Below are 22675 nucleotides of genomic sequence, written 5' to 3' on the forward strand. Positions count from 1 at the left end.
GTGACCGCCCTGGACGAGCTGGTGCGCTACGACGGTAAACACGTCGTGGTCACCGGCTGCGCGTCGGGTATCGGCGCCGAGGTCACCCGCGCGTTGGGTGAGCTCGGCGCCCGGGTGACGGGTCTGGACATTCGACCGCCCGATCACCTGCCCGAGGAGTTCATCGAACTGGACCTGGCGGACCCGGAGTCCGTCGATCGTGCCGCCGGCGCGGTCGGTGGTCCGGTGGACGCCCTGTTCAACGTGGCCGGTGTGTCCTCGGGCATCGGCAACCCGCTTCTGGTGGTACGGATCAACTTCCTGGGCACCCGGCAGTTCACCGAACTGCTGGAAGGCCGCATTCCCGCGGGCGGATCGATCACCTCGGTGTCCTCGTTGGCGGCATCTGGGTATCGGGAAAACCTCACCACCACAGCGGGTCTGCTCAGAACCGGTTCGGTGGACGAGGGGTTGCAGTGGTGCGCCGACAATCCCGAGGCCCTGGCCGACGGCGGCTACCGGTTGTCCAAGGAAGCCATGATTCTCTACGGGATGCGGCGGGTGGCCGAACTCGGCGCCCGTGGGATCCGGATCAACTGCACCGCGCCGGGGGTGACCCAGACGCCGATCCTCGACCAGTTGAGCTCGGCCTACGGAAAGCAGTTCTTCGCCCAGTTCACCACCCCGCTGGGCCGGAAATCCGAGCCTGCCGAACAGGCCGCGGTGCTGGCATTCCTGGGCAGCCCGGCAGCCAGTTACATCACCGGTCAGGTGATCTGGGCCGATGGCGGCATTCTCGGTGAACGGGAGTCGGCTTTGGTCGATGCTGTAGACGACTCTGAGCAGAGGAGCTGAGTTGGCCGGGACGATGAGCGACTTCCGCAAAGTCGCCGACGAAGTGCGCAATTGGGGCCGTTGGGGTTCCGATGACGAGCTGGGCACGCTCAATCTGATCACCGCCGACAAGGTCGCCGAGGGGGCGTCGCTGGTCAAGCAGGGCAAGGTGTTCGCGCTCGGCGGTGACTTTTCCTCCGCCGGACCGCAGGGGGCGTTCCAGTTCCGCCAGAACCCGACCCATGTGATGACCGTGGACGGCGGTGATGCCAACACCTTGGCGCAGTACGGCCCGCAGTGGCTGCGCAATTCGGTGGCCCATGAGGTCAGCGGGTTCTTCGTCGACAACCCGTTCCGCTTCAACGACGACATGATCGTCATGCCGCTGCAGGCCGCCACGCAGTGGGATGCGCTGTCGCACGTCTACTACGAGGACAAGCTCTACAACGGATTCCCGGCCGATTCGGTCACCAGCTTCGGTGCCTTCCACTGTGGCATCGACAAGGTCGACGGCAAGGGCATCACGTCACGCGGGGTACTGCTGGACGTGGTGCGGCATCGCGGTGCTGAGCAGTTCCTCGAACCGGGAAATCCGATCACCCCGGCCGAGCTCGACGATACGGCCAGGGCTCAGGGCGTATCCATCACGCCCGGTGACATCGTGGTGGTGCATACCGGTTGGTGGACAAGGTTTCTGGCCACCGGTGACGGAGCTGAACCCGGATCCGGTCTGGACTGGCACTGCGCCTCGTGGCTGCACGACCAACAGGTGGCCGCCGTCGCCGCCGACAATCTGATGGTCGAGGACCCCGATCCGGCCAACGGTGTGGAGGGCACCTTCCTCCCCATGCACATGCTGTGCCTGCGGGACATGGGCCTGATGCTCGGTGAGTACTGGGATCTGGGTGCGTTGGCCGCGGACTGCGCGGCCGACGGGGTGTACGAGTTTCAGCTCATCGCCCCACCGTTGCGGGTCACCGGCGCCGTCGGTTCGCCGGTGAATCCCATTGCGATCAAATGAGGAACCATGACGTCAACTGAGAAGGTGCCCTTCGTGGTCGGGCTCGGCGGCACCCTGCGTGCCGACTCCTCGACCGAGCGGGCGGTGCGCTACTGCCTGGAATCCGTGGAGCGGCAAGGAGGTCGGACGCGGATGTTCGCCGGGCCGGACCTGGAATTGCCGATGTACGCGCCGCATTCCTTGGAGCGCACGCCCGCGGCGCTGGAGTTCGTCTCCGCGCTGCGGGACGCCGACGCCGTGGTGGTGGGCTCGCCCGGGTACCACGGTGCGATCTCCGGCCTGGTGAAGAACGCACTCGACTACATCGAGGATCTGCGGGAGGACCCGCGGGTCTACCTCGACAACACCCCGTGGGGGTGCATCAGCTGCGCCTACGGTTGGCAGGCCGCGGTGGGGACGTTGGGCCAGCTGCGCTCGATCGGCCACGCGTTGCGGGCCTGGCCCACTCCGCTGGGGGTGGCGATCAACTCAGCGGACAAGATCTGGGCTGAGACAGGCGAATTGGCCGACGGAACCGTGCGGGGCCAACTCGAGATGTTGGCTACCCAGCTGCTCACCTTCGGCCGGGCAGGCGGAGCGGTGCGATAGCTTCGGATCACAGTGTCGCCCGGCCGACGACGAGCGGATGGACGATCGATGGCATGCCGCGCCACACGGCGTCCTCGGTGACGACCGTGAATCCGCACGCGCGCATCAGCTCTACGGTCGCGCGGTTGCAGCAGCAGCCGCCGGCGAAGTGCCGCCACGGCTCAACTAGCTTGTCCTGGCATGCCGCGAGGAACCGTGAGTTGGCCCGCACGTGTTCGATGAACAGGAACTGCCCGTCCGGGTGGAGGATGCGGGCGATCTCGCGCAGCGCGTGTTCGGGGTCGCCGACGGTGCACAGGGCGAGCGTCGAGACGACGGTGTCCACAGACCCATCGGCCTGCGGTAGTTGCTCCGCAGGCGCGTCGATGATCTGCGCGCTACGGCCGTGCCGCCGGAGACGCCGCGTGAGTTTTCGCCGCATGCCCGGCTCAGGTTCGGTGAGTACCAGCTCGGGGATCTCGTCGGGATAGTGCGCGAGATTCAGCCCTGTCCCAGAGCCGATCTCGACGACGCGACCGCGGGCGTCGGCCAGCAGGGTGTGCCGCCGGCGACGCATTCCTACGGTCTCGCCCATCGACAGGAACGGGTCGTACAAGAGGGCCATGATGCGTAGCCACGCCTTGGACGGTGGGCTCGGTTCGAGGTCGGTACTGATGATGTCGGTCATGCCTCGAACGTAGGAGCGGCGGCATCGGGCGCGCATCGCTCAGCGGGGCCATTTTTAGTGGATGGCCTGTTCCGGCCACCTCACAAGAGGCCGAGACGCGCGGCCTCCGCGACGGCGGCCGTTCGTGAGGTGCGGCCCAGCTTGCGACGGATGTTCGCGACGTGGCGGTGCACGGTATGCGGGCTCAGCACCAATTGCTCCGCGATCTCGCGATCGCCGAGACCGCGCGCGACGCAGGCGAGGATCTCACGTTCACGACGGGACAGCAGCACCGATTCTGGTGCGTCCACAACGGCGGCGGGCGGTTGCGTCGGTGCCAGTTCCTGGCGGCAGGCGCGGACCACGGAATCGGTATCACCGTGCCACGGGAAGTGCGCACCTCCGGGCAGGGGGATGAACGTGGCGCCGGGAATCGCTGCGGCGACCTCGCGACCGAGCCGGGACGGCACCGCGCGGTCGTCGCGACGATGCACGACCAGCGGCGGTCGGCGAACGAGGGGGAGGTATGTCCGGACATCGAGGCGATAGACCAGTTCCAGCAAGGCAGCGGCGGTCTCGGCGGTCGCCGACTCGCGCTGAAACCGGGCAAAGCGCTCCTGTTCGGCGACGTCGGATGTGCCGAGGAACAGGCCGCTGAGCAGACGCGAGCCGAGTCCCCAATGTGCGCGTACCGCAGCCAGAATCGCGTCGCCCACGCCCGGAGCGGTGAGCGCCGCGCCGTCGGGATACGACCCGTACAGCACCAGGTGCTCGACGCGCTCCGGGAACGCCGCGGCAAACGCGATGGCGGTACAACTGCCCGATGAGCCGCCGATCAGCGAGACCCGTTCGAGTTCGAGTTCGTCGAGAAGCGCATGCAGCGTCGAAACCTCCGCATCGAGGCTGAGATCCGAATCTCGCAGGATGCGGTCCGACATGCCGACCCCGAGCCGGTCGTAGCGGATCAGTGTGTAGCCGTCGGCGACGCCTTCCCAGAATCGGCGGAAGCGCTCGTTCTGCCAGTCGAGTTCGAGATGGCTCACCCACCAGGCCGGGGCAACGAGCGTTGGACCGTCCCCACGCATTTCGTAGGCCATGCGGCGGTCGCCGAGGGGAAGGAACCGGATCTCGGACTTCTCCAGCACCTTCATGACGCTACTCATGACACCATCCGCCGAGCGTTGTAACGCGAGATTAAGCATTGTGGGTTCGCCCGGCTACCACGGCGCGATCTCCGGTCTGGTCAAGAATGCGCTGGACTATATCGAGGATCTGCGGGAGGACCCGCGGGTCTACCTCGACAGCACCCCGTGGGGGTGCATTAGTTGCGTCTATGGGTGGCAGGCTGCGGTGGGAACGCTGGCGCAGTTGCGCTCGATCGGTCACGCGTTGCGGGTGAGTCCCTCCGAGCTACGTGTGGCCGCGGAACAGTTGGACGGCCAGGCTGGTAGCTTCGCCGAGAAGTGCCAGGGGGCGCATGCTCGGGTTGGCGGGAGCGTGCTGGGGTCAGGGCAGGCGGCCGCCGCGTTGCCGCAGATGCTGGCCGCGTGGGAGGAGCGCGGCGTGCAGTTCGGGGCGCATTTCACCCGGCATGCAGAGGGGCACCGCGAGGCGGCAACCGGCTATGGCAAGACGGACGAAATTACCGCCAAGGGGATTGACGACGCGGGCTCGGAGCTGTGAGGAACTCTGGGTGTCACTAACGCTGCGGGAGCTGCTTTTCTTGCCGCCCGAGATCGCGGAGTTGGCCAAGGGCACCCGCGACATGGCTGACAACCACTCAGATTCGTCGGAGTTTTACCGGTCGCTGGCGACGCTGTCGACGTGGGAGGGGCAGGCTGCTGGTGCGGCGATGAGTTCGATGTTGATGATCGCCGGACAGCACGATGTCGCCTCAGCACAGCTGAAGAAGGCGGCAGCTGCGATGGACGGATGCGAGGCTGACGCCGAGACCGTGGCGAATGATGTTCGTGACCTGCTGAATTATGCCGCCGAGGCACCCGGCGTTCGGGTCAACACGGACACCAATCAGGTGGTAGCGCCAGATACGGCACACCTCGATGCCGAGGCCGCACAGAATGTCGCGGACAAGGTTACCGATTTGCAGGAGCGGGTCGCAAAGGTTCTAGCCGCTGGCGCTGCGGTCGATTGTGATCTGGCACAGGCGATTGCGACCGCGACAGGGGTCGCTGCTGGAGATACGCCGACGACGCTGCAAGATCTGCTGTTGCCGGGTATTTCCGGCGGACCGTTGACGGAAGGTGAAGTCCGCAATCTGGGGCCTGTGGCAGGGACGGGCGCTTACCCCGGAATCCCTGGTATCAAGGCCGCCGATCTCGGCGAAATCATCGAACTGCCGAATGGCCAGAAGGTTGCGATATTCGGCGACTCGTACACAGGTGACAAACAAGGCGATGGAACCCATTATCCGTCGGTCGCGGTACCTGTCACATTCGACGCAGATGGGCGTCCACAGTTCGGCGAGCCAATCACTGGACCAGACGGCAGTCCCAACGTGTTGTTTCCCCTGCCGGAGGCGGTGGCTAAGGCGGGCGCCAACAATGCGTTGCCTTCGGGCAGCATCCAGATGCGCGACGGACGTACCGTCATGATGGTGGTGGGAACCAATACGGCTCTTCCGACTTGATGGGGGTCTGGTGTGACCGATTGGGTTCGTGTCGGTGACTGATTGAGGGCTCGCGCCCTTGTCAACTGGGTGTTCTCTACGCATCCAGAGCAAAGGCGCGAGCATGTCTGACAATAGTGGTTCCCTGCTGCTTGGACTCGACGGCATCACCGTGGAGTCCGTGCAAGTCGATGACGGCGATGTCCGCATCGTTGAGGTGGGCACAGCGCTCGAGTGGGTCGGGATCTGCCCGGACTGCCGAACCAGATCGTCGCGGTCGAGGGGTTGGGTCACGACTCGGCCCCGGGACATCAAGATCGGTGCGGACCGGCCGCTGATCATGTGGCGAAAGCGGAAATGGTTGTGCACCAACACCTCCTGCGAACGCAGGTCATTCACTGAGTCGACGCCGTCGATCCCGCCGCGGGCTCGGGTGACGGTGCGAGCCAAGGCGGAGATGGCCCTGGCGGTCCTCGACGACGACCGCTCGGTCAAGGCCGTCGCCGCCGCGTATGGCTGTAGCTGGAACACCTGCCATGACGCGGTGATCGCCACCGCGGATCCGGTCCTGGCCGGTGAACCGCCCCCGGTGCGGGTGCTGGGCATCGATGAGACCCGCCGCGGGAAGGCCAAGTGGGAGACCTGCCCGGAGACCGGGGCCCGGGCGTGGGTGGACCGCTGGGACAGCGGCCTGGTCGACATCACCGGCGCCGGCGGGTTGCTGGTCCAGGTCAACGGGCGTGCCGCGCGGCCGGTGACCGACTGGCTGACCCAGCGCGAGCAGGCGTGGAGGGACGGGATCGAGTTCGTCGCGATCGACATGTCGGGGGCCTACGCCAAGGCCGCCCGCGAGGCGTTGCCGCACGCGAAGCTGATCGTGGATCGCTTTCATCTCGTGAAGAAGGCCAACGAGATGGTCGATCGGGTTCGCCGCCGCGTCACCCAGACCTACCGCGGACGCCGCGGGCACAAGAGCGATCCGGAGTGGATCAACCGCCGCCGGCTGCTGCGCGCCGCCGAACGGCTGACCGACGATCAACGCCACACGCTGTTCGAGAAACTGACCTGCGCAGACCCCAACGGGGACATCGCGGCGGCCTGGATCGCCAAGGAACTGCTGCGAGATGTGCTGGCCTGCACCGACCGTGGCGGTCTGCGCTACGAGATCGGCGACGCGCTGTACCGGTTCTACACGTTCTGCGCGGCGTGCTCGGTACCCGAGATCGTCAAGCTCGCCGAAACCATCTCCGCGTGGCAGGAACCGATGATCCTGGCCATCACCACCGGGCTGTCCAACGCCCGCAGCGAGGGCTACAACAGAATCGTCAAACACGTCGGCCGAATCGCGTTCGGATTCAGAACACCGGACAACCAACGCCGCCGCGTACGGTGGGCCTGCACCCGCCAATCACGGCGAGCGCCATCCAGAACCAGGCTCCGCCCCTGCTAAGTCGGAAGAGCCACCAATACAAACGAAGGCCTGCCTCCCAAAGGTGGATCCTGGCTGGTGGAGGTCAACAAGGGCACCGACCTTTCGAACGGGCGGGGCTTGGTCCCTGTCGATGTGCCTGGAGGCAAGGACTCATGGAGGCCATGGGAATCGGCTCCGGCCCCGCTACCGAACGACCCGAACCATCGGGCAGTGCGCCCGGTAGCGTTCCCTCGCAGATCAGCGGATTCGAGGCAGATGACGGCAATGTGTACATCGCCGCCGATACCTTTGACCGCAACCAGGGTGTCACCATGTATCAGGTCGACGCTGATCAAGTTACGAACCGCGATGCCTGGCAGCCGTGGACTGGGCAGGACTGGGGTCAACCGGGCGATGTTGCCACCACGCCAATAAGTCCTGACCGATACGGCGAGTTGAGCTTCCGTGAAGTTGACGGACGGCCGGTTCTATCGGGATTCAATGGCAGTACGGGCAATGTCGAAGTGTTGGTCGGAGCTGGTGATGACCCGACTCAGATTTTCACCGACTCAGCCAAGACCGTCGTGGCTCAGGGCGGCCATTGGGGCGAGCCTGGCAAGGTTCCTCAGAACTATGGCGGTTACATATTGCCCGGCGCCACGCTAGACAATATGGATATTCTGGTAAGCCAATGGAACACCGACACCGGCAGCCCGTACACCGTCGGGCAGTTCCGAGTAAACCCGAATGACTGACCGTTGATAACGTTGCCCACATTGATTCCGATAGGACAGCATGATCGCTAAGTCGTTTACGGCAGGTGCGGGCGTACTTGTTGTTGCTGTGGTGAGTGCCTGCAGTGCCCACGCGGACCCGCCCAAGTTTCCCGATATTGGAAGCTACGAACCGGTCGACGTCAGTGACTATGCGCTAGATGCTTCAACGCCCGGGATGCCAGCGATACAGGTGTACTTCGAGACCCCAGATGGTGTTATCTGCAACTTTCTCTCCGGGCAAGCGCAGTGCACTGGCAACAATTTGCCCGGTCTCCCCCCGGCGTCTCCGACTTCGAAAGGTGCGCCACGAGTCAATTGGATTGGAACTTCTTCGGGATTGAAGCCCGTTGTTCCGTCGGACGACCGCTCCGTTGGTGTCAACACCCTTCCTGCGATGCATTCGATCACGGTTGATGGAGTGATCTGCGGGGTGGACGGTTCAGAAACTACGGCGTGTAGAGATCGGCAGGGTCGCGGTTTTATCCTGTCGCCGTCGTGGTCGGGGTGGCTGCCAAAGGTATGAGGAGTCAAGGTCTGCGAGACGTAGCCATTGCTCACACCGATTGCGCAGGCTGCCGAGGAACCTCAATCGCCATTGGACTTGAGTTACGCCGTCATTGTCGCGAAATGCCTTGATCGCTGGCGTCCACGCGGTGAACGTCGATAATCTTTCGGCGATGAGCGACTCCGCGCTTGAAGCGGCCGCAAACGGCGGCGGGCTGGCCCCACTCGATTAAGCACTCTGGTCATCTCGCCAATCTGAGAATGATGTTCTCCGATTCGGAAAATATCAGTATCGTGTGGCCGTGGACTTCGCACGCAGAACGATCGTCGTCGACGGTCTGACCACCAGCTACCTCGAAGCCGGATCCGGGGACCCCGTCGTGCTGCTGCACGGCGGTGAGTTCGGCGCCGGCGCCGAACTGGGTTGGGAGCGCGCCATCGGCGACCTGGCCGGCCACTACCGGGTGCTGGCACCGGACATGCTGGGCTTCGGCGAGAGTGCCAAGGTCCTCGATTTCAACGACGGCCGCGGCATGCGGATCCGGCACATCGCCGCGTTCTGCGCCGAACTCGGCATCGCTGAAGCGCATTTCGTCGGCAACTCGATGGGGGCGATCAACCTGCTCGTCGACGCCACCTCGGATGCCCCGCGGCTCCCGGTGCGATCGCTCACCGCGATCTGCGGGGGAGGGGAGATCCAGCGCAACGAACATTCGGCGGCGTTGTACGACTACGACGCCACCATCGACGGGATGCGACGCATCGTCACCGCACTGTTTGCCGATCCGGCCTATCCGGACGACGAGGCATATGTGCAACGGCGGTACGAGTCGAGCATCGCGCCGGGGGCTTGGGAAACCTTGGCCGCGGCCCGGTTTCGGCGGCCCGGCCTGGAGGCGCCGGCGATGCCGTCGTCGCAGCGGGCATATGACCGCATCGGTGTGCCGTCCATGATCGTCGAGGGCGATCGTGACAAGCTGCTGCCGTCCGGTTGGGCCGCCGAGATCGCCGGTCAGATCGGCGATGCCCGCAGTGCGGTGATCGCCGGCGCGGGGCACTGCCCGCAGATCGAACAGCCCGCCGCGCTCATCGCGGTGCTGCTGGAATTCCTGAAAGAGGTGCGATGAGTAACGAACTGGCCGGAAAAGTTGCCGTAGTGACCGGCGGTGCGTCGGGCCTCGGCGAAGGGTTGGTGCGCCGGTTCGCCGCCGAGGGCGCCAAGGTGATGATCGGCGACGTCGACGAGCAGGGCGGCAAGGCGCTGGCCGACGAGCTCGGCGAGAATGCGCGGTTCCTGCTCACCGATGTCAGCGACGTCGAGCAGGTCGGGCAACTGGTGTCGACTGCGGTGGCGACCTACGGCGGCCTGGACGTCATGGTCAACAACGCCGGGGTCTCGGGCCGAATGCACCGTCGCTTCCTCGAAGACGATCTGGCCGATTTCGACACCGTGATGCGGGTCAACGTCCGTGCGGTGATGGCCGGCACCCGCGATGCCGCGCGGTACATGGCCGAGCACGGCGGCGGTTCGATTCTCAACCTGACCTCGATCGGTGGCATGCAAGCCGGTGGTGGAGTGATGACCTACCGCGCTTCCAAGGCCGCGGTCATCCAGTTCACCAAGTCCGCGGCGATCGAGTTGGCCCACTACGAGATCCGCGTCAATGCCATCGCGCCGGGCAATATCCGCACCGCGATCGTGGCCAAGTCGGCGTCGCCTGAGGAGCGCGAGCGCATCGAGGAGTTCGAGGCCGGGATCCGGGCCCAGATGCAGGCCGACCGCCCGCTCAAGCGGGAGGGCACGGTCGAGGACGTGGCCGAGGCGGCGCTCTACTTCGCCACGGACCGCTCGCGGTATGTGACCGGAACCGTGCTGCCGATCGACGGGGGCACGGTCGCAGGCAAGGTGATCGTCCGCAAGTCCAAGCCGCAGTCTTGACGGGTTGAGATTGCGCTCAGGGTCGTGACCTGCGCAGAACCGCGACCGTGGCCGCAATCTCAACGCCGGTCTGGACCGAGCGTCAGGTGTGATCCTGCGACTTCGACTTGCGTGTGGGCGATTTAAATCAACTGCTTGACTTAATTACAGGAGGGGCGTTGACTGTAACGGTGACAGCAGCCAATCGGAGCGCCCGCGCCGACCGGGCCAGCAGTACCCAGGAGGCGATCCTGAAGGCGGCCGAGCGCCTCTACGCCGAGCACGGCGTGTTCGCGGTGTCCAACCGCCAGGTGAGCGAGGCCGCCGGCCAGGGCAACAACGCCGCCGTGGGCTACCACTTCGGCACCAAGACCGATCTGGTCCGTGCGATCGAGCACAAGCACCGCGGTCCGATCGAGTACCTACGTGAGCAGATGGTTGCCGATACCGGCAACTCGGCCGAGCTGCGGGACTGGGTTGCCTGCCTGGTGCAGCCGCTCACCGATCACCTTGCAGCACTGGGAAACCCGACCTGGTACGCGCGATTCGCCGCGCAGGTGATGACCGATCCGGCCTACCACGGCATCGTGGTCCGCGACGCCTTGAGTTCGCAGTCCCTGGTGCAGGTCGTCGACGGGATGAACAACTGCCTGCCGGACCTGCCCGACGAGATCCGCGCCGAACGCAACATCATGGCGCGCAACCTGTTGATGCACAGCTGCGCCGACCGTGAACGGGCGATGGCCGAAGGCGGCAAGGTGCCCCGGACATCCTGGCAGGGCGCAGCATCGGGACTGATCGACGCGATCGTCGGCCTGTGGCTGGCGCCGGTTACCCAGGAAAGCGACATCCTATGAAAGTCACTGTCGACCAGGACAAGTGCGTCTCGTCGGGGCAATGCGTGCTCAACGCCGGCGAGGTATTCGACCAGCGCGACGAAGACGGCGTCGTCATCCTGCTGGAACCCACCCCCGGACCGGACAACATCGACAATGCCCGCCGCGCTGCAGCGGCCTGCCCAGCCCTAGCCATCAACATCGAGGAATGACGTGTCTGAAACCCTTGCGGACTCCGTGACCACCACCGATATCCCCGACTACCCGATGGAACGGGACGTGCGGTGCCCGTTCGCGCCGCCGCCGCAGATGCTCGGAGGGGCAAAAGGTCTTTCCCGGGTGAAGATCTGGGATGGCAGCACACCGTGGCTGATCACCGGGCACGACGAGGCGCGCACTCTGTTCGCCGACGCACGGATCAGCGTCGACGACCGTAAGTCAGGCTTTCCGCACTGGAACGAGCACATGCTCTCCACCGTCGACAAGCGGCCGCGCTCGGTGTTCACTGCCGACGCCGAGGAGCACACCCGGTTCCGGCGCATGCTGTCCAAGCCCTTTACGTTCAAGCGTGTCGAGGGCCTGCGGCCGGCCATCCAGAAGGTCACCGACGAGTGCATCGACAAGATCCTGGCCGGACCGAAGCCGGCCGATATGGTCGCCGAACTCGCGTTGCCGGTACCCACCGTGGTGATCAGCGAAATGCTCGGCGTGCCTTACGAAGACCACGAGTTCTTCCAGGAGCACGCCAATGCCGGCCTGGCCCGCTACGCCGCCGCGGACGCCATGCAGATGGGCGCGATGAGCCTGCACCAGTATCTGATCGATCTGATCGAGAAGAAGCAGGCCGATCCCGCCGAGGACGCGGTGTCCGATCTGGCGGAGCGGGTGACGGCCGGCGAGATCAGCGTCAAGGAGGCTGCGCAGCTCGGTACCGGTCTGCTGATCGCCGGGCATGAGACGACGGCCAACGTGATCGGGATCGGCATCCTGGCGCTGCTGGAGAACCCGGAGCAAGCGGACTTCCTTCGCAACACCGATGATCCGAAGGTGATCGCCAATGCGTGCGAAGAGTTGATGCGCTATCTGTCGATCATCCAGAATGGCCAGCGCCGCATCGCCGTCGAGGACATCGAGATCAGCGGCGAGACAATCAAGGCCGGCGAAGGTGTGATCATCGATCTGGCTCCGGCCAACTGGGATGCCAAGGCCTACCCGGAGCCCGACAAATTGGACCTCGGCCGGGATGCCGGACAGCAGTTGGGCTTCGGCTACGGCCGCCACCAATGCGTCGGGCAGCAGCTGGCCCGCGCTGAACTGCAGATCGTGTTCCACACCCTGCTGCGTCGCATCCCGACGATGAAGCTGGCCATCCCGTTCGACGAGGTGCCGTTCAAACACGACCGCCTCGCCTACGGCGTCTACGAACTTCCCGTGACCTGGTAACCGACAGCCTTGATTGGAGTACCACAGATGACTGCTTCGACGACTCTCTATCCGCCGGAAGGCTTCGGTGCACCGAAGAATCGCCGCGGCCATGCGACGGAGGGTGGCCTCGCAGGTTTTCCGGCAGGCACCGTGATCTTCTCGGCCGACAACCACATTTCGGTGGCCGACGACATCTTCTACGACCGTTTCCCCGACGACCTCAAGGGCGCCGCGCCGCGCATCTGGTACGAGGACGGCGCCTACATGGTCGGCATGAAGGGCAAGGCCTGGACCGGAGGTGATTTCGGTCGCGTGCTCATGCAGTACGACGATCTCGCCGGTGCGGCCACGAACAACATTGCGGCCCGCATCCGCGAGCTCAAAGAGGATGGCATCGACAAGGAACTCGCCTTCCCCAACGCCGTGCTCGCACTGTTCCACTACCCCGACAAGGGGATCCGTGAGCGGGTGTTCCGCATCTACAACGAGGTGATGGCCGAACTCCAGGCGAACAGCAACGGCCACTTCTACGGTGTCGGGTTGATCAACTGGTGGGACCCCAAGGGCTGCCGTAGCACCCTCGAGCAGCTGAAGTCGCTGGGCCTCAAGACGTTCCTGCTCCCACTGAATCCGGGCAAGGACGACGAGGGCAACATCTACGACTACGGCAGCACCGAGATGGACGCGGTCTGGGACGAGATCGAGGCCGCCGGCCTACCGGTCAGCCACCACATCGGCGAGACGCCGCCCAAGACCCCGTGCCAGAACAACAGCGTCGTGGTCGGCATGATGGTCAACGTCGACTCGTTCCGCGAGCAGTTCGCCAAGTACGTCTTCTCCGGCATCCTCGATCGGCATCCGAGCCTCAAGATCGGCTGGTTCGAAGGCGGAATCGCCTGGGTTCCCACCGCATTGCAGGATGCCGAGCACATGTTGGCCTCGTACCGGCACATGTTCAACCATGAACTGCAGCACCCGGTCCGGCACTACTGGGACCAACACATGAGTGCGTCGTTCATGGTCGACCCACTGGGGTTGCGGTTGATCGACCAGATCGGTGTCGACAACGTGATGTGGTCGAGCGACTACCCACACAACGAATCCACCTTCGGCTATTCGGAGAAGTCGCTGGCCACAGTCGTCGAGGCGGTCGGCCCCGAGAACGCCGTCAAGATCGTGTCGACCAATATTCAGAAGTTCCTGGGGCTGCCATGACGAGTTCGACGCTCACCGGCGTCACTCAGATCGCCCGGTCCGGGTACACGCCGTTCGATATTCCCGACGAGCCTGACCTTGCCCGGATGCGTCGAGAGGTCGGGGTGCGTCTGCACGCTGCGATGGCCGACCAGGGTGTGGACGCGCTCGTGCTACTCGGCAATTCCAACGTCATGTACGCCACCGGCATCGCCTGGCCGCTGGCCGATGCGGGACTGTCGCACGTCGAGCGGCCGGTCGCGGTCGTGCTGGCCGACGACGAACACCCGCACCTGTTTCTGCCGTTCCGTGAGGGTGCGGCCATGGAGTCAGATCTGCCCGATGACCACCTGCATGGGCCGGTCTATCTCGAATTCGACGAGGGCGTAGCGGAGTTCGCGAAGATCCTGGCCAAGCTGGTGCCCGCAGGTGCAACGATCGCGACCGACGAGTTGAGCGGGGCGATGCGGCTGGCCGGCAGTGCCCTGTTCCCCAACGCACCGGTGGACGCTGCTGCGGTGATCGGTGCGGCGAAACTCGTCAAGACGATCGACCAGATCGCCTGCGTCCGACGGGCTTGTCAGATCACCGAACAGGCCATCGCCGAGATCCAGAAGTCCCTGGCCCCCGGGGTGCGGCAGATCGACCTTTCTGCCGAATTCGTGCGCCGCACTTTCGAACTCGGTGCCACGACCAACATGTTCGACTCGATCTGGCAGGTCATGCCCGCATCGAAGGCGGAGGGCGCCTGGACCACCACCGGCGATCTCGCACTGCCGCTGCTGACCACCGAGCGTGAATTGCAGCGCGGCGATGTGCTGTGGACCGACGTGTCCATCGCCTACCACGGCTACTGTTCCGATCACGGGCGTACCTGGATCGTCGGTCAGGACCCGACGGCGGCCCAACAGAAGCAATTCGACAAATGGAGTGGCGTCGTCGACGCAGTGCTCTCGGTGACCAAGGCCGGTGCCACGTGTGGTGACCTCGGCCGGGCGGCGACCGCGGCCGGCGGCGGTCAGAAGCCGTGGCTTCCGCACTTCTACCTGGGACACGGCATCGGCACCAGCGCAGCTGAAATGCCGATGATCGGCACGGATCTCGGCCAGGAGTGGGACGACAACTTCGTCTTTCCGGAAGGCATGCTGCTGGTGTTCGAGCCGGTGGTCTGGGAGGACGGCACCGGTGGCTATCGCGGCGAGGAGATCGTGGTGGTCACCGAGGGCGGATGGATGCCGCTGACCGCATATCCGTACGACCCCTATGAGGTGTCCCGTGGGAACTGAAATCGAGGCGGACGGCCGGGCGCTGCGCGTCAGCCGGCGGGAGCGGGCCATTGCACAGATGGAGGCCCATGACCTCGATGCGCTCGTACTCGGAAGGCAGGCCAATGTGCGGTACATCTCCGGCGCCCCACAGCTGTGGGTGGTGGGTACCAGGCCTTTCGGGCCGATCTGCACGTTCGTCCGCGCCACCGGTGAGATCCACCTGAACAGCACCTGGGACGAGGGCATCCCCGAAGAGATTCCGCGCGAGAATCTGTACGGCTTCGCGTGGAACCCGATGACTCTGGTTGGTGTACTGCAGAACATCAACGGATCCGATTCGGCGTGGCGCATCGGAACCGATGCTCTGACACCGACCTTCGCCAAGCTGCTGCCGATGGCCTTCCCGAACGCGGAGCTGGTCGACGGTGAGCTGGCGATGCGGGCTGCGCGTCGAGTCAAGACCCCCGAGGAGATCTCGGCACTGCGACGCGCGTTGGCGGTCGCCGAAGCTGCCCTGGCCAAGGGCGTCGCCGAGCTGGCTCCGGGAACCACGGAGAAGAACCTTGTCGGGGCGATATTGGAGGCCGAAGCCGCCGGGGGAGTGAGCACCCCGGCTACGCAGGACGCCGCCTGGGTCACCTCGAAGGACCATCCCTGGCGTCGTGCCGAAGGCGACGGCCGGGTGCGCGGAGGCGACCTGGTGGCCCTGTCGGCGGGTGTGCTCGCAGACGGCTATGTCGCGGAGGTCGCGCGCACCGTATGCGTGGGTGAACCGACCGATGCGGTCCGATCGCTGTACCGACGACGGGATGCCCTGTGGGACAGGCTGCTTGAAGCCTGCCGACCCGGTAATCCGACCAGTGCCTTGCTCGATGCGTACGACGAGGCCGGCGAACCGGTACCGGCGATGCCGGTGGCGCACGGGCTCGGGCTGGGATTCGACCCGCCCGTGGTCTCCCCGAGCCTGCGGGCGACCGCCGAGGCCGACATCCTGGAGGCAGGCATGGTCCTGGCCGTGACCGGCTACGTCTGGGAGCAGGGCGTCGGGGCGGTATTCACCCGCGATGCCGTCGTTGTCGGTACCGACGGTCCCGACGTGCTCACCCAATCCCGATCAGACAGTGAGGCGGCACATGCCTGAGCGTCCCACCCCGGAAGAAATCATTCTCTACGAGAAGGATCCCAAGACCAAGATCGCCACCATCACGTTCAACCGGCCGGAGTTCCTCAACGCTCCGACGTCGATGGCCCGGCTGCGCTACGCCGATGTGTTGCGTGCGGCCAACACCGACAACGACGTCAAGGTGGTGATCATCCGAGGTGTCGGGGACAACCTGGGCAGTGGGGCCGATCTGCCGGAGTTCATGGAGGGCAACGACAATCCGGCGGTGCGACTGGCGGAGTTGCGGCTGGAGGACGATGGTGTGGGGGAGGTGACCTACCCGCCGAAGGGTTCTTTCCGCAACGGAGCCACCATCAGCGCCTGGTATGCCAACTCCCAGGCCGGTAACCGTGCCCTGCAGGACTTCAAGAAGATCAGCATCGTCGAGGCCAAGGGTTACTGCTACGGCTGGCACTTCTATCAGTGCGCCGATGCGGATCTGGTGATCTCGTCTGACGACGCGCTGTTCGGGCATCCGTCGTTCCGGTATCACGGCTGGGGACCACGCATGTGGACATGGGTCCAGATGATGGGCCTGCGCAAGTTTCAGGAGATGGTCTTCACCGGTCGGCCGTTCACGGCAGCGGAGATGTACGACTGCAACTTCCTGAACAAGGTGGTGGCCCGAGACCAGTTGGAGGCCGAAGTGCAGAAGTATGCGCTGGCCTGCACCCGGAACCGGCCGGTGGACACCGTCTTTCAGCAGAAGATGTTCTTCGAGATCTTCAAACAACAACAGGGCGAGTACATGGGCAGCCTGCTGTCCGCGTTCTTCGAGTCGATGGGCAACGGGGTGGCCAACGACAGCGATGACGACCTGGACATGTTCGAGTCGATCGATTCCGGTCTGTCGGCCGCGGTCAATGACAACGACAGCAAGTTCCCCCCCGACTTCCGGTTGTCCAAGAAGAACCGGGCGAAACCCGAATAGGCGCATGAGCTCACCACTTGACGGGTACACCGTCGTCGACCTGTCGTACGGGATCGCCGGTGCGTACGCCACCAAGATTCTCGCCGACGGCGGCGCCGACGTGATCAAAGTCGAAGCCCCCGAAGGTGACCCATTACGCCGCTGGTCGGCATCGGGCGCACACATCGGCCAGGACCAGGATGGCGCGTTGTTCGCCTTCCTGGCGGGTGGGAAACGCAGCGTGGTCATTGACCATGAGGCTTCTGGTGACCGAGAGTTGCTGGACCGGTTGGTTGCAGCGGCCGACGCCGTCATCTGGTCTCCGGAATCGCCTGTCGCCCAGTCACTGGCCCCGGAGGACCTGTTCCGGCGGTACCCCCATCTGATCGTCACCACGATCACGCCGTTCGGGTTGGACGGGCCGTGGAGTGACCGGGCGGCCACCGAATTCACCCTGCAGGCTTGGTCTGGCGGGGCGATCGGCATCGGCCGGGGTGTGCAGGACCGGGCTCCGGTATCCATCGGCGGGCAGGTGGGCGAGTGGCTCGCCGGCGCCTACGCGGCGGCGATGACCCTGGCATTCCGGGAGCGTGCGCTGCGTGACGGCCACGGCGAACTGGTGGACCTGTCGGCGTTGGAGGCACAGATCCTGGGTCTGACCTACTACCCGGTCACCTACTTCGAGATGCTGGGCCACCCGTGGCGGAGCGAGCGCAGGCCCACCGTGCCCGGGGTGGCGCAGGCCGCCGACGGCTTGGTGGCTCTCGGATGTGGAACCGCCCAACAGTGGTGGGATCTGTGCGCGATGTCGGGCCATGACGAGTGGATCGACGAGAACTCCGAGCTCACCATCACCGAGCAGGCCAACCTGCACGCCGAGGACTTGTACCGTTGGCTGCGCGACCAGAACGTGGACGACGTCCGAGAACTCGCGTCGGCCTTCCGGATCCCGAATTCACCGGTCGGCAACGGTGAGAACATCACCGCCATGGACCATTTCGCGGAGCGGAAGGCATTCGTCCGCAACCCGGAGTACGGGTTCACTCAACCCGCCGCGCCCTACCGGTTATCCGGTGTGACGCTGCGGGAGGCGGCGCCCGCGCCCCGCCTCGGCGAGCACACCGAGCAGATCAGAGCAGCGGAGCTGACCCCGCGCCGCATCCTCACCGAAAGGTCCGGGACTGATCGGTTGCCGTTCAGTGGATTACGCGTGCTCGATATGACCACGTTTTGGGCCGGCCCCTCGTGCACCCATCCGCTCGGCATGCTCGGCGCCGAGGTGATCCACCTCGAATCGACCCCACGCCCGGACGGTACCCGGCTGATCGCCGGCATTCCGGCCACCGTGGAACAGTGGTGGGAGCGCTCACCGATCTTCAGCGCGCTCAACACCAACAAGAAGAGCCTGACACTGGATTTCCAGACCGAGCAGGGTCGAGATCTGTTGCGCCGGTTGATCGCCACCTGCGACGTGGTCGTGGAGAACTTCACCCCGAGGGTGATCGAACAGATCGGACTCGACTTCGATTCGCTGCGGGAGTTGCGCGAGGACATCATCATGGTGCGGATGCCCGGCTTCGGGCTCGACGGGCCGTGGCGGGAGAATCCGGCATTCGCGTACATCATCGAAGATGCCTCGGGGTTGAGTTGGCTCACCGGCTATCCGGATCGCACTCCGTTCGAGCCGTATTCGATCGGTGACCCCAATGCCGGGGTGCACGCGCTGTCGGGCCTGATGCTTGCGCTGGAGCACCGCCGCCGCACCGGGCAGGGGACTCTCGTCGAGGCTGCGATGGTCGACGCGGCGCTCAATGTTGCCGCCGAGCAGGTCATCGAGTACTCGGCGTATGGTGCGCTGCTGCAACGTGACGGCAACCGGGGTCCGGCCGCCGCGCCGCAGAACATCTACCAGTGCGCCGATATCGACGAGTTCGGCCGGGCAGACAGTTGGGTGGCGATCGCGGTCAGCACTGATGCTCAGTGGGCCGCGCTGCGGGCGGCGCTCGGGCAACCGGATTGGGCCATTGACCCGGAGTTGGATTCGGCCGCCGGGCGCCGCGCACACCACGATCTGATCGACGGGAAGCTGGCGGCCTGGTGTCTACCGCGAACAGGCGATGAAATCGTCGAAACCTTATGGCCTGCGGGCGTTCCGGTGGCCAAGGTGATGCAGCCGCACCGGCAGTTGGAGCTGCCACAGGTCCGGTTCCGGCGGTTCTTCGAGCACGTCGGGCACCCGGTGAACAACGCCGCCCCGCACAGCACGCTGCCGGTGTCACTGGCCAATGGGCCGCGCGCACTGCATCGGCGGGCCGCACCGCTGCTCGGCGAGCACAATCACGAACTACTGGCCGAGCTGGGGCTGTCCGACGAGGAGATCACCGCCCTGGCCGAGGACGGCGTGATCGGCACCGAACCCGGTGTCGGCGGACGTCGCAAGGCGGCCCGCTGACCATGGCTATCAATCCTTCTGACATTCTGCTCACCGGTCAGGTGGCCGTTGTCACCGGCGGCGGCAGCGGTATCGGTCGGGGTATCGCGGCCGGCCTGGCAGCGTTCGGGGCGTCGGTGGCGAGCCACGCGACGTAGAAATCTGTGTTGATGCCGCAGCGTCGCTCGGTGCGCTGGGGATCGTCACCGATGTGCGCGACGCCGAGCAGGTGGATGCCGCACTGGCGCAGACCGTCGCCGAGTTGGGGCCGGTGCGCATCCTGGTCAACAACGCCGGCGGTGTGTTCGCCTCGCCGCTGCTGGAGACGAGCGAGAACGGATGGGACGCGCTGTACCGGAGCAACCTGCGCCACGTTCTGTTGTGTACGCAGCGGGTGGCACGCCGGCTGGTGGCCGACGAATTGCCGGGCAGCATCATCAATCTCACCTCGATCGAGGGAGTGCGGGCGGCCCCCGGCTATGCCGCGTACGCGGCGGCGAAGGCCGGCGTCATCAATTACACCCAGACTGCATCGTTCGAGCTTGCGCCGCACAATATCCGGGTCAACGCGATCGCCCCCGACCTCACCCTCACCGAGGGGCTCATGGCTCTGTCCCCAGATGGGCCGCCGTCGGGTATCGCCGATGGCATCCCGCTGGGTCGAGCCGGGCATGTCGACGAAATTGCGGGGGCAGCAGTCTTTCTGGCGTCCAGTATGTCCGGCTATCTCACCGGACAGACGCTTCACGTCGACGGCGGCACCCGGGCTGCGGGTGGCTGGTATCGCCACCCGCAGACCGGTACTGCAACACTTGGACCGGGACCTACTTGAGGCAGCTTCCCGCGTCGACCGGCAGCGTCACACCGGTGATGTAGCGGGCCTCGTCAGACGCCAGGAACAGTACGGCGTTGCTGATGTCCACGGCCTCGACCCACGGGATGGGCAGGGTGTGGAACAGCTGGCAGATCGGCGCCATGTCGTCGGGACCCGGATTCTCCAGGTCGGGCCGGAACATCTTGAAGGTGCCGTCGTTGTGCAGCATCGGGGTCGCCACGTGTGTGGGATGCACGGTGTTGCAACGGATGTTGTGCTGGCCCAGTTCCACGGCGAAGCCGCGCATCAGGCCGACGACGCCGTGCTTGGCGGCGACGTAGTTGCCGCAATGTGGGTAGGCCTTGAGGCCGCCGACCGAGCTGGTCAGGATGATCGATCCACCGCGGCCACCCTCGATCAGGTGCGGCACACCGGCTTTGACCGACTTCCAGACGCCCGACAGGTTGATGTCGATCATCTCGTCCCAGTCCAGCTGGCTGGTCTCGTGCAGGACGTCGCCGCCGTTGCCGATACCGGCGTTGGCCACGATGACGTCGAGGCGACCGAGCTGCTCGACACCGCTGTCCACAGCCGCCTTGATCGCATCGGCGTCGCGGACGTCGACCTCAGCGGTCACAACGCGGCGGTTGAGTGCCTTGATGAGATTCGCGGTCTCGGCCAGGTCATCGGACGTCGAGGCCGGGATGGCGGTCTCCACGCCGGGCCGGATCGGTCCACAGATGTCGATCGCGATGATGTCGGCGCCCTCTTGCGCCAGCCGTACCGCGTGGCTACGTCCCTGGCCACGAGCCGCGCCGGTGACGAACGCGACCTTGCCTTCCATCCGTCCAGTCATTGATTACCCCAGTTCTGTTTCATGACGTGCTACATACTCGGTGAAAATCTGTGCAGCTGCTCAGCACTCTGTCACCGGGCGCCTATCGTGTCAACGACAGATACGTTTCAGGCTATTTGTGCTCTCGGTTTGGAAGAATTGAATTCTCAAGCGGCCATGTCGGCCCCGATCTGCGGAAGGTCCATGGTCGAGTGGGACGCCGGCCTCTGCGGTGCAGACGAAAGGCACCGCCGAGGCCGCCCGATTCGCGGTAGATCCCGGGGATACTGCCGGCGGCATACCGCGACGCGTTGACACGCAGGCAAGCGTCGGTGGCGGTGACGCCGGTGGGTCCAGGCCGCACAGTTCGCTGTCTTCGGTGCCGACCTTGTCGGCACCGAAGACATGAACAGCGGTCAGTTCCAGGTGCGGATGCTCGATGATCGAGCGCGATGCGTGGGTTCCGTTGGTGCCGGTCGCCCATTGCGCGACGCGGTGGCGGTCAGTCCGGAGATCGGGCACGCGCCTGAGGGTGAGGAAAGTTCTTTCGTTAGGAGAACGAAATTCTCAACTAGCTGGCGGCGAATCCGTTGGCCACAAAATCCCAGACCTCGTCGGCGCTGATCGGATGGATCGATGCGTCGTCGGCGCCGCCGCTGGACTGCGCGACGAACATCACGGTCTGCATGGTCATCGCCGCCATCCGCCGCGGGTTGATTCCCGAGCGCAGCTGGCCGGCCTCGGAGGCTTCCTCCATGAGCTCGGTGAGCAGGGCCAACAGCGGCGCGTGCGCGACCTTGACCTCAGACGGGTGCGAGACCAGCAAACGCGGTGCGAAGTCGGTGAACAGCGGGCGCTTGGCGGCGGGATCGGGCCGGGACGATTCGAAGAGCAGTTGAATTGCGATCTTCAGTCGCTCGATCGGTTCGCCCTGTGTCGAGGTGGCCGCCCGGATTTGGTCGGCCGAGCGGCTCAACGCGTCTTCGAACAGTGCGAGCAGGAGTTCGTGTTTACCGTCGAACTGCAGGTAGAAGCTGCGCAGCGACTGGCGGGAGCGGTCCACGACCTCTTGGACGGTGAAGTCGGTGCTGCCCTTTTCGATGATGATCGCCTGGGCCGCATCAAGGAACCGTTGCACCCGCTGGGCGGCACGCAACTTGGCCGTTTTGATCGACCGCTCGACAGCTCGTTGCTTCCACGCGGGTTCTTCGCCAGCGGTAGTCACTGGCGGCTCCGACGCTTGTCGAGTGGGGAGAACATGAACTGACTGTACCGGAGAACGCCTTGCCATTGTGGTGTCAGACCCCCTCGCGGCCAGTGTGTCGGAGATTGTAACTTTCGTACTGTGAGAATAGTATTCTCATTGCGGGAATTATAGAAGTCCTTTGAGAAGAAGGGTTTCGTACAAATATTTGGCGCCGCCGGGGCGCTGCTTGCCGGTCACCGGCGCGTCGCGGAGACGGCTGTCGTGTGGCAGCGGTGAGCAGAAGGAAACAC

General features: G+C 65.0%; 19 protein-coding genes and 3 pseudogenes. 18 read left to right on the forward strand and 4 right to left on the reverse strand.

All coding sequences use genetic code 11. The annotated features are described in order from the left end of the window. The 3 genes from JOF57_RS04385 to JOF57_RS04395 are packed head-to-tail and all read left to right on the forward strand — an operon-like array spanning nt 1 to nt 2422. The gene (locus tag JOF57_RS04385; protein ID WP_209913990.1) at nt 1-834 is read left to right on the forward strand and encodes a coniferyl-alcohol dehydrogenase; all 834 of its coding nucleotides are present in this window, start codon (nt 1-3) and stop codon (nt 832-834) included. A gap of 13 nt (nt 835-847) precedes the next feature. After that, nucleotides 848-1834 (forward strand): cyclase family protein, encoded by a 987-nt coding sequence (locus JOF57_RS04390; RefSeq protein ID WP_209915800.1) that lies wholly within the window; start codon nt 848-850, stop codon nt 1832-1834. Between the two features lie 6 nt (nt 1835-1840). Beyond that, complete coding sequence (locus tag JOF57_RS04395; RefSeq protein WP_209913994.1) at nt 1841-2422, forward strand: NADPH-dependent FMN reductase; 582 nt, start codon at nt 1841-1843, stop codon at nt 2420-2422. 7 nt (nt 2423-2429) lie between these two features. Here the strand turns inward: JOF57_RS04395 and JOF57_RS04400 are convergent, their stop codons facing one another. Together JOF57_RS04400 and JOF57_RS04405 are read right to left on the reverse strand one after the other, a co-directional pair. Further along, complete coding sequence (locus tag JOF57_RS04400; RefSeq protein WP_234937708.1) at nt 2430-3089, reverse strand: class I SAM-dependent methyltransferase; 660 nt, start codon at nt 3087-3089, stop codon at nt 2430-2432. A gap of 80 nt (nt 3090-3169) precedes the next feature. After that, nucleotides 3170-4231, reverse strand: coding sequence for an alpha/beta fold hydrolase (locus JOF57_RS04405; RefSeq protein WP_234937709.1), 1062 nt, complete (start codon nt 4229-4231; stop codon nt 3170-3172). 37 nt (nt 4232-4268) lie between these two features. Here JOF57_RS04405 and JOF57_RS04410 point away from each other — a divergent pair. From JOF57_RS04410 to JOF57_RS04480, 15 genes and pseudogenes are all read left to right on the forward strand, one after another. Further along, nucleotides 4269-4505, forward strand: a pseudogene (locus tag JOF57_RS04410) (NADPH-dependent FMN reductase); the annotation flags it as partial. A 256-nt stretch (nt 4506-4761) separates the two neighbouring features. Beyond that, entirely contained in the window at nt 4762-5715 is a 954-nt protein-coding gene (locus JOF57_RS04415; protein WP_209914001.1) for a hypothetical protein, read from the forward strand. Nucleotides 5716-5757: 42 nt separating this feature from the next. Continuing rightward, a pseudogene (locus JOF57_RS04420) lies at nt 5758-7144 on the forward strand (ISL3 family transposase). Nucleotides 7145-7278: 134 nt separating this feature from the next. Then, nucleotides 7279-7860: a DUF4185 domain-containing protein gene (locus JOF57_RS04425; protein WP_209914004.1), complete on the forward strand. Its 582-nt coding sequence runs from the start codon at nt 7279-7281 to the stop codon at nt 7858-7860. Between the two features lie 827 nt (nt 7861-8687). After that, a complete protein-coding gene (locus tag JOF57_RS04430; RefSeq protein WP_209914007.1) occupies nt 8688-9512 on the forward strand; it encodes an alpha/beta fold hydrolase in 825 nt (274 codons plus the stop codon). Continuing rightward, a complete protein-coding gene (locus JOF57_RS04435; RefSeq protein ID WP_209914010.1) occupies nt 9509-10324 on the forward strand; it encodes an SDR family NAD(P)-dependent oxidoreductase in 816 nt (271 codons plus the stop codon). The genes JOF57_RS04430 and JOF57_RS04435 overlap by 4 nt, the downstream gene beginning before the upstream one ends. Nucleotides 10325-10494: 170 nt before the next feature. Further along, entirely contained in the window at nt 10495-11160 is a 666-nt protein-coding gene (locus JOF57_RS04440; protein WP_209914013.1) for a TetR/AcrR family transcriptional regulator, read from the forward strand. Further along, nucleotides 11157-11351: a ferredoxin gene (locus JOF57_RS04445; RefSeq protein ID WP_209914016.1), complete on the forward strand. Its 195-nt coding sequence runs from the start codon at nt 11157-11159 to the stop codon at nt 11349-11351. Before JOF57_RS04440 ends, JOF57_RS04445 begins: the two co-directional genes overlap by 4 nt. 1 nt (nt 11352) lies before the next feature. Then, nucleotides 11353-12582, forward strand: a complete 1230-nt coding sequence (locus tag JOF57_RS04450; protein WP_209914019.1) for a cytochrome P450 — start codon at nt 11353-11355, stop codon at nt 12580-12582. Nucleotides 12583-12609: 27 nt separating this feature from the next. Next, nucleotides 12610-13779, forward strand: coding sequence for an amidohydrolase family protein (locus JOF57_RS04455; protein WP_209914022.1), 1170 nt, complete (start codon nt 12610-12612; stop codon nt 13777-13779). Continuing rightward, a complete protein-coding gene (locus JOF57_RS04460) occupies nt 13776-15044 on the forward strand; it encodes a M24 family metallopeptidase (RefSeq protein WP_209914024.1) in 1269 nt (422 codons plus the stop codon). The genes JOF57_RS04455 and JOF57_RS04460 overlap by 4 nt, the downstream gene beginning before the upstream one ends. Continuing rightward, the gene (locus tag JOF57_RS04465; RefSeq protein WP_209914028.1) at nt 15034-16167 is read left to right on the forward strand and encodes a M24 family metallopeptidase; all 1134 of its coding nucleotides are present in this window, start codon (nt 15034-15036) and stop codon (nt 16165-16167) included. Before JOF57_RS04460 ends, JOF57_RS04465 begins: the two co-directional genes overlap by 11 nt. Continuing rightward, entirely contained in the window at nt 16160-17119 is a 960-nt protein-coding gene (locus JOF57_RS04470) for an enoyl-CoA hydratase/isomerase family protein (protein WP_209914031.1), read from the forward strand. The genes JOF57_RS04465 and JOF57_RS04470 overlap by 8 nt, the downstream gene beginning before the upstream one ends. A gap of 4 nt (nt 17120-17123) precedes the next feature. Continuing rightward, nucleotides 17124-19550 carry a CaiB/BaiF CoA transferase family protein gene (locus JOF57_RS04475; RefSeq protein ID WP_209914034.1) on the forward strand — a complete coding sequence of 809 codons (2427 nt, stop codon included), beginning with the start codon at nt 17124-17126 and terminating at the stop codon, nt 19548-19550. Between the two features lie 2 nt (nt 19551-19552). Further along, nucleotides 19553-20361, forward strand: a pseudogene (locus JOF57_RS04480) (SDR family NAD(P)-dependent oxidoreductase). Here the strand turns inward: JOF57_RS04480 and JOF57_RS04485 are convergent. Then, the gene (locus JOF57_RS04485) at nt 20354-21199 is read right to left on the reverse strand and encodes a mycofactocin-coupled SDR family oxidoreductase (protein ID WP_209914036.1); all 846 of its coding nucleotides are present in this window, start codon (nt 21197-21199) and stop codon (nt 20354-20356) included. The pseudogene JOF57_RS04480 and the gene JOF57_RS04485 sit on opposite strands and share 8 nt — an antisense overlap. 550 nt (nt 21200-21749) lie before the next feature. Further along, nucleotides 21750-22469 carry a TetR/AcrR family transcriptional regulator gene (locus tag JOF57_RS04490; protein WP_209914039.1) on the reverse strand — a complete coding sequence of 240 codons (720 nt, stop codon included), beginning with the start codon at nt 22467-22469 and terminating at the stop codon, nt 21750-21752. Between the last annotated feature and the right edge of the window lie 206 nt (nt 22470-22675).

Source organism: Mycolicibacterium lutetiense (genome assembly GCF_017876775.1).
Taxonomy (GTDB): Bacteria; Actinomycetota; Actinomycetes; order Mycobacteriales; family Mycobacteriaceae; genus Mycobacterium; species Mycobacterium lutetiense.